This window comes from Fodinicola feengrottensis (genome assembly GCF_010993775.1).
In the GTDB taxonomy this organism is placed as follows: domain Bacteria; phylum Actinomycetota; class Actinomycetes; order Mycobacteriales; family HKI-0501; genus Fodinicola; species Fodinicola feengrottensis.
This window is the reverse complement of record NZ_WOTO01000067.1, coordinates 23,217-37,202: the sequence shown is the minus strand read 5'-3', so window position 1 is coordinate 37,202 and position 13,986 is coordinate 23,217. Positions and strand designations below refer to the sequence as shown.

General features: G+C 62.4%; 12 protein-coding genes and 1 pseudogene. All 13 read left to right on the top strand.

What is annotated here, in order from left to right; all coding sequences use genetic code 11:
* Positions 1 to 890 precede the first annotated feature (890 nt).
* Positions 891 to 2,328 (top strand): annotated as a pseudogene (locus GNX96_RS66245) (BTAD domain-containing putative transcriptional regulator); the annotation flags it as partial.
* A gap of 48 nt (positions 2,329 to 2,376) precedes the next feature.
* Positions 2,377 to 3,441, top strand: coding sequence for an ATP-binding protein (locus GNX96_RS59115; protein ID WP_279582849.1), 1,065 nt, complete (start codon positions 2,377 to 2,379; stop codon positions 3,439 to 3,441).
* A complete protein-coding gene (locus GNX96_RS41115) occupies positions 3,438 to 4,223 on the top strand; it encodes a tetratricopeptide repeat protein (protein WP_163573012.1) in 786 nt (261 codons plus the stop codon). Before GNX96_RS59115 ends, GNX96_RS41115 begins: the two co-directional genes overlap by 4 nt.
* A gap of 702 nt (positions 4,224 to 4,925) precedes the next feature.
* Positions 4,926 to 5,285, top strand: a complete 360-nt coding sequence (locus GNX96_RS66240; protein WP_163573011.1) for a single-stranded DNA-binding protein — start codon at positions 4,926 to 4,928, stop codon at positions 5,283 to 5,285.
* Positions 5,286 to 5,697: 412 nt separating this feature from the next.
* Entirely contained in the window at positions 5,698 to 6,219 is a 522-nt protein-coding gene (locus GNX96_RS41105) for a hypothetical protein (RefSeq protein WP_163573010.1), read from the top strand.
* A 960-nt stretch (positions 6,220 to 7,179) separates the two neighbouring features.
* Complete coding sequence (locus GNX96_RS41100; protein WP_163573009.1) at positions 7,180 to 7,740, top strand: hypothetical protein; 561 nt, start codon at positions 7,180 to 7,182, stop codon at positions 7,738 to 7,740.
* 640 nt (positions 7,741 to 8,380) lie between these two features.
* Positions 8,381 to 8,839 (top strand): hypothetical protein, encoded by a 459-nt coding sequence (locus GNX96_RS41095; RefSeq protein WP_163573008.1) that lies wholly within the window; start codon positions 8,381 to 8,383, stop codon positions 8,837 to 8,839.
* 184 nt (positions 8,840 to 9,023) lie between these two features.
* Positions 9,024 to 10,058 (top strand): hypothetical protein, encoded by a 1,035-nt coding sequence (locus GNX96_RS41090; protein ID WP_163573007.1) that lies wholly within the window; start codon positions 9,024 to 9,026, stop codon positions 10,056 to 10,058.
* A gap of 169 nt (positions 10,059 to 10,227) precedes the next feature.
* Complete coding sequence (locus tag GNX96_RS41085; RefSeq protein ID WP_163573006.1) at positions 10,228 to 10,530, top strand: hypothetical protein; 303 nt, start codon at positions 10,228 to 10,230, stop codon at positions 10,528 to 10,530.
* Between the two features lie 291 nt (positions 10,531 to 10,821).
* A complete protein-coding gene (locus GNX96_RS41080; protein ID WP_163573005.1) occupies positions 10,822 to 11,379 on the top strand; it encodes a hypothetical protein in 558 nt (185 codons plus the stop codon).
* Between the two features lie 374 nt (positions 11,380 to 11,753).
* Positions 11,754 to 12,470 (top strand): MinD/ParA family ATP-binding protein, encoded by a 717-nt coding sequence (locus tag GNX96_RS41075; protein ID WP_163573004.1) that lies wholly within the window; start codon positions 11,754 to 11,756, stop codon positions 12,468 to 12,470.
* 221 nt (positions 12,471 to 12,691) lie between these two features.
* Positions 12,692 to 13,111 (top strand): hypothetical protein, encoded by a 420-nt coding sequence (locus GNX96_RS59110; protein ID WP_279582848.1) that lies wholly within the window; start codon positions 12,692 to 12,694, stop codon positions 13,109 to 13,111.
* A gap of 32 nt (positions 13,112 to 13,143) precedes the next feature.
* A complete protein-coding gene (locus GNX96_RS41070; RefSeq protein WP_279582847.1) occupies positions 13,144 to 13,758 on the top strand; it encodes a CpaF/VirB11 family protein in 615 nt (204 codons plus the stop codon).
* The last annotated feature ends 228 nt before the right edge of the window (positions 13,759 to 13,986 follow it).

Genomic DNA, 13,986 nt, shown 5'->3' with positions numbered 1-13,986 from the left:
GCATGTGCATGTGCGGGCGCACGTGCAGTCGCACGCGCAGATTTCCGTTATGCGGTACGGCATGTCACGTTCGCGAGAGGAGAAGTTGGATCTGTGATTGTTTTCTCGCGCGTTCTGTCCCCAAACGGTCCTTAATGTGGTTACGCTGAGTGCCGCTCAGCACCGGCGTCTCCAATGTGGGGCGTCGGACAGTCCTGTCATCTCATACAGAGGAGGCGGGAATGTCGGCGATACCGGGGGTTCGTTATGCGTAGCCATTGTCATTGGAACAGGAGTGGAGGCGTCGTCTCGGCGCCTCGAGTGGTGCGTAGGCTGCGCCGCGTAGGCAGATTTAGGGGCATCATCAACCTGCCGTTTAAGAATAGCCGTTGGTCGACGGGAAGAATTGCTGCGAGTGGATTGACGAGGTCTCGTGGGGCCGTTGGACGCGGCTGTCGCGGCCTCCTGCGGGTTCTGAATATGCGGACGAACATCATTTCTTCCGCGCGGGGGCGGTGACGGCGGTTCTCAGCTGCGCATCGCAGTTGTGGGTGGCGCGTACGGGACCTTGGTGATTCTCTCTCCGGCCGGTCTGGCGACAGTGATCATGCGAGTTGGTCGTACGAGAACTCCTGCAGACCTGGTTCGAGTTCGCTCTGGCGATTGGCTGCCACGTCGGTGTGCGTTTCGAGGTCGCTGGGGAAGCAATCTTGCTACTCGTCGTTGGAGATTGCTCCTCAAACCAGCGACTGGTCGGTGATTGGGGACTCAGTATCCGTTCCGGCAGGACGGTCAGACCGCCACATTCTTCGCGGAAACCGATCGTGCACGGGGTTCTGGCTCGTTTCCCCGTCGCGTGCCGAGTAGCCGGTAGTGAATTGGGCACGTTGTCGAAGAAACGGGGCGGTTGAATGCATACGCTCGGGCAGGAAAGGAAGCCGGCGGTCCGCATCAGCATCTTGGGGCCGTTGAGGGTCTGGCATGTCCGCGATGGCGGCGACGTTCAGATTGAGGTCGTCGGCGCGAGGCGACGGACACTGCTCGCCGCATTGGCTCTTGCTACGCGGCACGGGCTTACTCGTGAAGATGTCATCGACCTCGTCTGGGGAAGCGATCCGCCGGTCAATGTTGCGGCGAGCATGAGAGTGCAGATCTCGGGCCTTCGACGCGCTCTGGAGCCGGAGCGCGCGCGCGCGATCAATGGTCGCTACGCGCAGCATCCAGGTAATCGAATCGTGTCCAGACGCGGTGGCGGCTACCTCCTGCACCCTGAGTACGTGGAGACAGACGTTGCCGCGTTCGGGCGCCTGACCGACAAGGCCGTACAACTTCGCAGGGCCGGTGAGATTTCCTCGGCGGCCGTGCTTCTGAGTCGCGCCGTGGCGCTGCGCGCTGGTCCAGTAGGCGCCGACCTGGATGAAGAGATGCGTCAGCATCCGATCGTTGTCCGACTAGAACAAGAGGTTGTCGGCGCTGCCCTAGAGTGCGTTGACGCGCTGCTTCAGACCGGCGCAGCGGGTGAGGCGCTGGGGTGGCTCCCCGCCTTTGCGGCAACTCAGCCGTTGGATGAGCGGCTACAGGTGCGGCTGATGACCGTACGCGCAGACCGGCCGAATAGCCCAGGCCTTGGACACATTCGACCGCACACGCCGCATTCTCGCCGAAGAGCTCGGCGTCGGTCCCGCCCCAGAACTTCGACAGGCGCACCTGGCGCTGCTGCGATCGGACCAAGACGTAGTTACCGCCGCGGAGCCCTTCGATGGTCAACCAGATGCCCCCGCGACGGTCCTACCGACGCCGGCCGACACAGCTTCTGTGGGCAGCGACCCTGTACGCCCTGACGCCGTGTCGAACGATGCTGGGACTACGGACTCCGGCGAAGGATCGACGGCGTCCGTACCGTGGTGGATCGGCCGTCATCCTGATCCACAGGCGATCGTTGGCCGGACGGCCGCAGTCGCACAGTTGGTCGCATTGGTCGCGGGGCAGCGCGTGGTGACGTTGGTCGGGCCCGGAGGCGCTGGTAAGACCGCGCTGGCGTTGGCGACCGCTCGTGCGATGGTCCAGCCGACTCTGCCTGAGCCTGTGACCGTCGGCGTGATAGTCGTGGAGTGCGGTCGCCTTCCGAGCGAGCGGGTCGCGGGTGATCGCGCAGATCTGATCGTTGAGGCGGTTCGTGCCACGATCAATGTCCGGCCTACGGGGGAGGGGTCGGTCCTCGAACTGGTGATACGGCAGCTGCGTGGTCGGCGGCCGTTGCTCATTCTCGACAACGCCGAGCACGTCCGAGTCAGCTGCATGCAAGTGGTTGACGACCTGGCGCGGGCGTGCCCGTCGCTGCGGATTCTGGTCACCTCGCGCCGGCAGCTGGGTCTGCCCAGCGAGACCGTCTGGGAGGTGGAACCGCTCGCACTGCCGCCGACGGGCGAGACCAGTCCCGAGGCGTTGCTGGACAGCCCAGCCGTTCAATTATTCGTTGATCTGGCCCGCCGGGCCCGCCGGACACTGGATCTGTCCGCGCAGTTAGAGACAGTTGCCTTGATCTGCCGGCAGCTGGAAGGGTTGCCACTGGCGATCGAGTTGGCTGCAACGCGCCTGCGCGCAATGTCGCTGCAGGACCTGGCGGATCGTTTGAGCATTGGCGCCGCAGAGGTCGGCGGCAGTCAGGACCACCGACTGCCGCACCAGCAGGCGCTGCAGGCGACCTTCGAGTGGAGTGCCCAGCTACTCTCGCCGGCTGAGCGATGTCTACTAGGTAGGTTATCGATCTTCCCGACCGCGTTCGATTTGGCTGCAGCCGAAGAAATCTGCTCGCACTCCGGCCTGGAACGGGCTGAGATCGCTCTGTTGATCGCAAACCTGGTCGATCAGTCCATGATCCAGATCATCGACGACGATCAGCGGACGAGGTACCGGCTGTTGAATCCGATCCGGGAATTCGCCGAGAATAGCTGCCGTGAGACCGAGTTGTCCGTGACACGACGACGTCACCTGCGCTGTTGCCAGAAACGCCTGGACCGCATCCTGCTCGCCGACGCCACTGACGAATCCGATCTTCTTATCGCCGATTTCATTGCCAATATCGAGAACCTGTACGTGGCGGTCGAATGGGCCTTGGAATCAGGCGGTGCCGGGGCGGTGACCGATGCCGCGGAGTTGCTGGCCAGGTCGCGTCTGGTCTTTGATCGAGATTTTGGCAACCTGCACACGGTCGTGGACTACACACACACAGGGACGCTCGCGTACAGCGACGTCCTTCCCGCCGCCACGCATGGCCGGCTCCGGCACTGGGCCCCCGTCTTGACTACACCCGCGGCCAGCCACTGCAGGCGAAATGGCACTTGGAAGTCGCACTCAGCCTTTTCGACGCCGATGACCAAGCCAACTGGTGCTCGCTGGCCGACATCCACACCGGCCTCGCGGCGTGTTCCGCCGCGCTTGCTGACCCTTCGTCGATCATGACGATGCAGACCGCTACACATATCGCGGCCAAGACGGGTGACGACCGATTGCTGATCGTACGACTAACGGAACTAGCCAACCTGCATGCCGAATGGGGACACTACGCTCAGGCGCGAGAGATCGTCGACCAAGCAAAGACACATTGCCTCAAAGTTCCGGCGCTGGAGCGGCTGGCCGACTATCGCCTCGCCAACATCTGTCTGTGGAGCGGCGACCCGGATGAGGCAATCCAACGATTCTCCACAGTCCTGGAATCCCAGGATCTGCCGCCGGCGCTGGAGATCGAGGCCCACACCTACCGGGGCTGGGCGTACGCACAAGTGGGAGAGTTCGCGGCGGGGCGGGCAGACCTGCGCCATAGTCTGCAACTAAGCCGCGGGCGTCAACTATTCACGACATTCACCATCCTCGCGCGCGCAGACCTGGAACGGCTCGCCGGCGACGACGTTCAAACCAGGCGGTCTCTGCGCGACAGCGTCAGAATGGCACTCGCCTCAACCGACCTGCTCAAACTAACCCGCGCGATCTGGCTCACCGCAGCCTATATGGACGACGCCCGCATCGCGGAGGCCGACCACGAGGCGGGACAGGTTCGACTCGAATCATTAGCGAAGATGTCGTGGATGTGTCGACAGGCGACCGGACTGCCAAGCTGGCCGCTTGACGATGACCGCTTCGACCGCTGGGCCGCAATCGAGCGCACTGTTGGCGAAGATCTGACTGACCGCGCTGGTCTGATTAAAGCGACCGCCGATCAAGCCGTAGCCTTGCTCATGAAATAAGCAATCGATTTCTCTGTACCTCCCGGCCATGCGGTTATGAGTGCGAGAACTGGCATCTCGCGACGTAAATACCTCGGGCGATGAATTCCGTATCGAATGGCTTCTCTGAACCATTCCGGCCTTAGGATAATCGCTTGCTGTCACGGGTAAATCACGGAATGTTGACGGCTGTGATTTTCGTTGGACGAAAGGTTGAATGTGAAAACTTTCCATCCATCCTTGCCGAACACTCATCCACCTGCGGATTAACGGAACTTTTACGCTCGTTATTCGATGCTGAAGGAGGTCGATATCCATATGGGGCCACCTTTGGTCAATGTCGAGATCCGATTCTGCCGTGAGCATTGCTCTCTCGGCGGCGAGGCGCTGTTGAGGAAAGGGTAGCCATGAATGACGGGGGAAAGAGACAATGAGGGACCGGCGCGGCAGGCGATGCCGAAACACGCTTGACCTGATCGTGAACGTGTACACAAGAAAGTTCCGGGACACGTTCCGACAAGAGACAGGGCGGATTACTCGTCGTTCAAGTCTCGACGTTCTCGCGGAGTGGTCTAGCGACGCGGAGACGCGATATCTGGCGCGGATCAGCCAGGAGGGCGGACGAGGCAGCTCGCATTGGACGTACGTGGCAGGCAAGAGTGCGCATCCGCAGTGACCTGCGGATGACAGTGAGCGGCGGTGCCAGAAACTTGGAGGCAACTGATGTCGGATGAGGAAATCATTCTCACAGGGCGGGTCGTCGTTCCACCTAGGGTGCATTCGGCGGCCAACGGGTCCACTGTCTGTCGCTTCATCTTGCGTGTTCTCGACGCGCGGCCGTTTGACCGAGAGTCCCATGAATGGCCTCCGGGCGCGCGTACGGACTTCACCATCACGACCTTCGGCGTTCTGGCCTCGCAGGCCGCGCGAGCAGTTCAGGTAGACAATCACGTGAGGGTCGCAGGCTCTCGCCTGATGGTTCGCGTCGATCGTGAGGACTCACAGCCGATTCTGGAAATGACGGCCGAGACGTTGGACCTGATGATGCCAGACGGCCGACGCGTTATGTCAGGGTCGACGTAGCGATAGCGCCATTCGACTAAGCAGCTTGCCACTGTCCGGCGGTGACCTGCCTCAAGTCGAGAGGCAGCGGAAAGGCCTGGCCAACGCGTTTATGACGTGACAGCGGGCAAACCACGTTCAGCGAGGAGGGACCCTCGTGCTGCGTGGATATCGCGAGTAGGAGAAACGAGTGGGCGTGGACAAGATGAGATGGACACCTGAGGAGACAGCCGATTTCGCGTGCCTAGCCTGGCCGATCGGAAATCAGGCAACAGCAGTAGCGTTCGAACAGGCCGGGTGCAGTGCCTCAGAGGCGACAATTTGGGCCACCAAAGGATTTCCGCCCGGGCAAGTGGCGATCGCCCGTAGGTACGGGTGGACAGCCGCGAGCGTCCCGCCGCCACCGGGGCACCTTGTGGCACCCGGTCATCGGGTGCCGGAGGGCAGCACCACGGCGTACGAGGCGACAACCGCCGAGTGGAAAGGCGCGATAGAGGGAGAGTACGAGCGCTACGCGATCGCGAAATCCATCATCGGGCCGGACGGTGGCCGGTACAGCAGGCTGCAATACGTTGTGGATCGTGATGGCACGATTCGAGAGCGCACGTCACAGGAAAAGGCTGCGTACTTTGCCAAATTTGCGAAGGCGAACCCGGCGCTCGCTGCCGGGATAATCACGGCTCGCGCTCGCGCCGCAGCCTGGCGTGCATACTGCCACGATCACCCAGACGCTGCGCGAGCCGCAGCACGCTTAGCGGCCTGTTCGGCTCCTAACGACCTGCTGCGCTATCGCGCTACCCATGAGTTCCACAATTATAAAGAATGCGCTAAAGCCTATGTCCTTGCCCATCCGACCGTCGACCCGAACCAGTGGCCGCAGGGATGGCAAAACAGCAGCGATACGAGAGCGCCGTCGACGATTGCCAGGCATGAATCCAAAAGCGTCGGACCTTGAACGGATCAGAGCCCGCATGACGACGGCAAGGTATATGCGGGACCGAATGAGATACCAAGGAACAGTGTAGAGCTTGTAAACGTTGCCGCGATCGAGCGCACATATCTAGGGCGAGGCATGTGAAGCCGTCAACGCGAACCGTGACACGAGTCAACGCGCGGTTGCCCTGACATAACGACATAAACGAAGACCGGATCCGGCTGTGCATATTCGACGCGAGGAGAAGACGCGATGACAGATAAAGCAGGGAGGCGAAACGTGCCACGACAGATGGGAAATCTCGTCGATAAGCGTAACCTCACACGTCGAGTTTACACACCGTTGCACCAGTATCGGACGAACGATTGTGTTCACGGGTACGAAGTATTCACCTCATTGACTACGCCATTCTGGGCCATCTCTAGGCGTGCGGAATCAACAGACGAGCAATGCGATTTCCGGGATTCAGGTACCGACATATTGCTGATGCGCTGGATAAGATCGCTCAAAAAAGCCATCGACGCTACTGGCCACGACACACCAGTCGGCCAGCTGCCAGAGACCTCGCCGGCCGCGGCTTGCTGGTGCGGGCAATCGCGGCATTGTCGGCAGGCAGCCTGGTGCTGCTGTCGGGCTGCGCCTTGTTGAGTGGGTTTCCCGATCGGCTGATCCTGTCAGGGCAATCGGTGACCAAAGACCGGGTGGCGGCGGTGCTGGCCCAAGCGGATCCGACGTTCCAACAAGCCGCACGACAGCAGTACGCCGCCACGAACGATGAGTCCCGCTGCTACATCGGCTTCATCGATCAGAAACACACTAACGGCGGAGAACAACTGTGGTGCGGCCCGGTCCGGCTCTACGGCATCCCTGCTAGCCAACGTTGGGCCAATCTGGCCGTGAGCGCCGATACCGCCGGCGGCCTACGCCTGGACTCCACCCACCCCTCCATTCAACCGCAGACGCTGCCAACGCAGCTGACATTTGCCCGACCAGACGGCCAACAACCCGCCACACGGCGACGACCTCGACCCGCCGACGCCACCAACCGAACAACCCGGCATCGTCACGGCCGTTGACAGCAACGAACTCGGTGCGGTGACCATCCATCCTCCGAAAGACAATGGGCTACTGCTCGGCCCGACCACTGCGCTCAAGATCGCCGGTATCGGTAGCTCCAGTGTTTATGGCCTCGGGTCACAGGCCCATTCTGCAGCCTCGGGCGAGCAATTCCTCGCGATCCAGTTCGCTCCCATGCCGGCGATCACCACCGCGCTCAGTACGACAACGGATCCGGGACGACTCGCATCGGTCTACCTCAGCGGTCCCACGCAGACAATTGTTGTGGGTGCCGCTCGCCACCCGGTCGGAAATATTCCAACAGATGGTACAAAAACGCTCATTGTCTCCGTACCGAAAGGCGTCCCTGTACGTTTTGAGGTGACCGACGAGGGTAGGCCCCTGAGCTACGACCTGCGGCAGGCAACGCGTGCGCCTTTGCCCGAGGAACAGCCGCTGATCGAGCGCAAAATACGACTCCGCTGAACCGCCGCATCACCGGAACGCTGACCCCCACTGCCGGAGACGACCGTACGCCCATCCAGTTCCACATCACCGCCGAGAACGCCGTACTCACGCCGTGGGACGAAGACAAGAAGTGGGCACCCGCAGGCAAAGTTTGGCTGGCAGTCAACGTTCCGAATTACAGCATCGACAATGCCACATTCGACATCCCACAATTCGGTGCGGACGCGTTCCAGTTCACCCTCGCCGGCGGCCAACCGGTGAACGCCATTCAGGTCGGGACCTCGGTCTGGCCTGACCGTCTTTTGGCCGCAGTCCCGCCCGACACCACCACGGCGACTCTGACGTGCCGGTGGACGGCGACGCTGACCTTCGGCGACGACCGGCCAGCACGGCCGTCACCACCACAGACACTGCCCATCTCCATCCCTGCCTCCTAGTATCGCCACATTCCAGTCATGCTTGACAAAACGTTCTCCCATCGGGACCGGTCACCCCTTGGCTGACGATGTGGGGCTCGCGTCTCGCGGTGGTGCCGTGGTCATCAAGGCGCTCACAGGTCGCGCGCCAGCTGCTCAGGGCAGGAGATAAGGCAGCGGGTTATACGCGCTGTGGACACAAACTTTGAGAAGTAGACAGAAATCACAGAGAGGAAACCAAGATGCGCATGGGACTACGCCTTCTCGTCGTGACATCAATTCTGATCGTCACCGCAGGTGCGGCGTCGCCGATGGCTCCTGCGTTCGGCGCAGCAGTCCAGTCGGTCAATTATGCCGCCCTCTATTCGTGGACAGGGAATGGCTTCGTCGGCCATCGCGTGTTCACGCCACCCGCGGGCCACGTCAATGGCGGATGCTTCGGCCTCGCCGATACCAACAGATTCGGTCCATACCATTCCTTCCACAACATCAGCAGCGGCGTCGCCGCCCAGTTGTTTGAATTCGCGAATTGCAAGGGCCGCGACATGGGATGGGCCTATCCATACGAGTACAAACAAACGTGCAGTACGTGCCACGTACGCAGTGTCTATTTCATTCCCTACTGCTATTGCGGTAGCAAGCGCCAGATCCGCAGCACTCCTCCCGCCCCATCGACGGGAACGAACCTCCGACGGTCATAAAGACCAGGCGAATCCGCACATGCGACCTAGGTCTGGCAGTTGGGTGCGGTAAACGCATTGCCGAAGATCGAACCCACCTCACCTGCAGGAGACCTATCCTCTGCCCGCAATCCCAGCGCTTCATGCAGCAACATTCCAGCGCTCTACCTTGCGAGAGCAACCTTCGATCGAATAGGTGATTCTGATGCCCAATCCGTACCTCGGCGGGAGCCAATGGGACATGAACCCCAACACCGAGCCCGACGCGACCCGCCCCCGGTTCAGGCCGCCGGTCCGGCCGCCGTTCGCATCACCAAATCCGCCGCAGAAGGAAACGGATCAGCACGGCCGCGCGCAGCCGCCCGCCCTCAGCCAAGAACCGCATGATGATGACTACCCAACCATTCCTGGGATCGCATATCCCACCTCACGGCCGCACCCGCTGACGCCGTCCTCGCCGTACGGACGCTGGTCGGCCACACCGTCGGCCGAGCAGGTTGAACAGCAACGACACCTCGAACACCCCGAGCCACTAATCGCCCCAGCCAACACGTCAGATCCGGTCTCTGGCTGGATACTTGGCCGGCCGCGCCGCCGGATATCCATCGGCGTGCTGGCCGCCGCGCTGGCGGCTGCCGCCGTGATCGGCGGATCATTCGCCTCGTTCGTGGCGTACCGCAGTGACCTGTCACCACTGCTCGCCGGGGCGCCGATGACAAACTTCCCGGACTCATTTTCAGCCTGGAGCAACGAAACATTCCTGTTCCCGCTCTCAGTGCTGCCGGTGGCGCTCGCTGCGCTCGTTCTCGCTTTGATCCTGGTTGGCCTTCACCCCGACAGCGGGCACCGCAGGACACTGCTGGGCTCGCGTCCGGCGATGGTTATCGCGGCCACCGGAGCAATGACCATCATGCTTGGGTACGCGGCATCGACCAAAACAGCCTACTTCGGCACCAGCGCACTTGGCGGCGGGGGAAACGCACTTGCCCTGCTCACCCTGAACTTCAGCACCGGCGGAATCGTCATGCTGGTTGCCTGCCTGGCCATGACCGCTGGCGCTGTTGCCCACCTCCTTGGTCTCGGCCCAGAACTCATTCACTTCGCTGGGTCGGTGCCCGTTTTCCCTAACCCCGGCGCGAGCTACAAACCGGGCCATGGCACGAATCCAGCACCGCCGGACTCAACCCAAGGTTTCGGATCGGGGACCTGGCCAGAGGGAACGCCGAGATCCAGATGGTAGGCCGCTGTGCCACGGGCAGCGCTGCTGACTCCACACCGCCATTCCCTTGCCTCGCAAGGGAATGGAGTACTTCAACGCTGGTTCTCGGCAACGACACCGTCCAATATCTAGGGACTGTCGCCGTCCACTCAAAGGCAGCCGTGACACGAATCGCTCGGGCAACGAGCCGATGCAGAACACGCCCCCATCCGTCGACGAGATCGCGTTCGACCATCGGTCGATTGCAGCCGAGACGAACAGATCAGCTTGCGATGCAGCCGGAGTAACCGCGCCGGCCGTACCACTGCCGCAGGCGGGGCGTCGGCGTCACTGGTGCGAGCGTACGACACGATCCAAGTTTTTCGCGGGAATCGAATTCGACGAGCGCAACACACTGCGGATCTGGCTGGAAATCATGCTCGTGTGGCTGCCCGTCAGCACCGTTCTGGTCGTGACACCCGTTGTTCTCTTTTACCACTGGGTTATTCGTTGACCACGCGGCAACGAACTCGTAGCGATCGTGCAAATAGACCTTCTTCGTCATTGTTCAAGGGCGCCTGTCGTCTCGATGTGACATCGACGGCATAACACCATGTAGCCGCAATGTACCGGTGCCAGCGCAGATACTTCGGGGAGAGGATTGATGGCAACCCTTGTGGCCCCACGGCCGCCCAAAGCCGAACCGATCCGGCCACGACCACCAAGAGCTACGCGGCGGCGATGGCCTCGGGCCCTGCTCGGTGCAGGACTCGTGGTCGTTTGCGCCCTTATAGCCACGGCCCTCATGCTGCGCGCGGACCCGCGGACCGACGTCCTGATTCTGGTCGCCGAACGGCCGGTCGGCTACATGCTCACCGCCGCTGACATGCGCAGTGTCGCCGTCGCTGCCGACCCTGTTCTTGGCGCCATCCCAGCCACTGAACGCAGCAGTCTCGTGGGGCATCCGCTGACTGCACCACTTCACGCGGATGCGTTGATCACGCGGTCCAGCGTCGGCGACCCGGCATGGCCACCCGCCGGACAAGGAGTCGCCGGAATCGCACTAGCCTCCGGCCGATATCCGCCCGCGCTCGCGGCGGGTGCTCAGATCACCGTCGTCACCGCCGCGCCGTCCGCGAACCCGTCATCGACCGCTGGGGCCGCCAGCGGAACGGGAACCGAATCCGCATCCGCAGCAACGGCGATGCGAGCCACTGTCGTCTCAGTGACGTCGACGGACCGAGCCGCCGGGGGAGCCGACATCGTCCTGCAACTGATCCTCGCCCATGCCGACGCGCTGAAACTCGCCTCGTTGCCCGACGACCAGTTGGCCGTCGTATTGGTCGCACCAGGGAGCCGATGATGCTGGTTGTCCTCGTATCGCTCAAAAATTCCCCAGGAACGACCACTACCACGGTCGCGTTGGCCGCGCTGTGGCCGCACCGTCATTGGACACCAGTTATCGAGGCTGACCCAGCAGGCGGTGACCTGGCCTGCCGCCTCGGCCTGTCTGAACACCCCGGGCTGACCAGCTTGGCCGCCAAGGCGGCACATGCCTTGGGAAAGCCACCGACGCCACCAGACGGCACACTAGCCGCCACCGCCAGAAGTGGTATTGCCTCGCCGCGACCGGTCGACCCGCAGCCATCCAATTCGGACTCCGGCGCAGAATCGACGTTGGCACGCGTACGCCATCACACCCATCAGGTGCGGTTCGCTGTTGGGCGACCGGTCGAGATGGTGGTCAGCCCGTCGCACTCCGGACCGACGCTAGTCAGTCTGGGACTCTTGCGAGATGCCAACTGGGCCGGACTGACCCAGCCCAATGCCAACGCCGTAGTCCTAGTCGACGCCGGCCGCGCACCTACAGTCGCGCCCACGGCAGAGCTGATACGTCAAAGCGACATGATCCTTGTCGTTACAAACGGCACGTTCGAGGCTTTGGCCCGGCTCAACGAATACACCCGAGTGTGGCAAGAGTTGCCCGTCGGGCTGGTCCTTGTCGGCGACCCAGCGTTTCCGCTTTCCCAAATCGAGCAGGCCGCCGGCGTACGAATTCTGGGAGCATTACCGCGCGATCCGAACGCCGCTGCAGCATTTGCCGGCCGACGAACAAACCCGATTACCAAGCATCGCCCAGGAAAGTCATACACCACTGCGGTCACCGAGCTCGCCACCCGACTTTTGCAATTCCACGACCACCACCGCACCACAAACCCAACCGGACCATCCGGCCATCCAACCCAGCCCATGCCACCCGCACTGATGCCAACAAGAATGCGGCCGCGGGAAGGTCCCGGCAACACGGCGGGATCAGTGGCGATCCGGTACGAAACAACAAGCCTTACATATTCAGAACCTCCTGCCTTCGCGCCCGGCGTTGTGCCCTGGATTTCTCCGGATGATGCGCAGGCAGCAAACCGCGACGCAGGCGAGGCGATGACCACGCCATGACAAGCCCGACATCCGTTCCTCATTCGTCCAACACGGCTGCCGCGCCTCCCACTGGCGCCCGAGCCGCTGACGCAGGGACATCTGCGGCCGGGATCTTCCAGCACTTAGCAGGGGCGGCGGATCAGCCGCTAACGGGTGCACGGCGACGACACGCCGAGGTACTTGCGAAGGTCGAGCGCGGCTATCGCGACCAGATGCGGGGCGATCCTGATAGATCCCGGTTGACCGAGTCCGACCGCAATTCAATAGTGGACACGCTGACAATCGACGTGCTCGCGGAATTCACCCAACAGGACGTGACCGAGGCGCGGGAACCTATGGACAGGTTCACCCGCGACGCGATCGCCGGATACGTACGTGACGTGCTGCTGGGATGGGGACTCCTGCAACCTCTGCTCGACGATCCACAGGTTGAAACGATCACCATCAACGGCGCCGACTCCGTCTGGGTCACGCTGGCCGACGGCACGACGCGCCCAACAGCACCGATTGCGGACTCCGACACCGACCTTATCGACCTCCTGCAGCAGCGGGGGCCGCTCGCGCTGGGGATCACCAGAATCCCGACGGGCACCAGGAACGTCGCTTCACTCGCAGCCATCCCTGGCTGTTCCTGGAACTACCGGACGGATCCCGGCTGACCGCGATCGCCTGGCTTACCCGCCGCCCTTTTGTGTCCATCCGGCGACATAGGTACCGGCACGTGAGCCTGAGCGATCTCGTCGAACTCGGTGTCATGTCCGAACTGCTGCGGCAGTTCTTCGCGGCGGCGGTCCTGGGCCACCGCAACATCCTGATCTGCGGCGCGCCAGGCATCGGGAAAACCACGTTTCTGCGCGGCCTCGCTTCGGTTATCCCTGCCCAGGAACGGATCTGGACCATCGAGGACATCTACGAACTGCGACTGGACCAGGATCCGGCGCACCTGGTCGTCACCGCCGCGCAGACCCGTGACGCCAACATCGAAGGCGAGGGTGCGATCACCCAGGAGGACTTGGTCGTACTGGCCACCCGCGGCTCACCGGAACGAATGATCGTCGGCGAGATCCGAGGTCCCGAAATCGTGGCCTTCTTCGCTGCGATGAACATGGGCGTGGGAGGTATGTCCACGATCCACGCCTCCAGCAGCGAACAAGCACCGCTGAAGGCAGCCTCATACGCTGGGCTCTCCAGCCAGCGGCTCAGCCTGGAAGCGTCCAACCTGCTGTTTGCATCCGCTGTTCAGTTAGTCGTCTACTTGACCACTGCGACCGACGGTCGCCGCGTTGTGTCCTCCGTCCGTACGTGAAATCGTCGGCGCAGACGAAAAAACCGTCATCAGCAACGAACTCTTCCGCCCTGGCACGGACCGGCGTGCCGAACCAGGCGCCGCTCCATCAGACCGGCTGCGCGCCATCCTGACCGCCCAGAACTTGCCCCCAGACGCATTCATCACCAGCGGGCGGTGGTGGAAATGATGTCTTCACTTGCCGCGATCGGGATGATCCTGGGAATCGGCATCGGCGCGGGCCTGTGG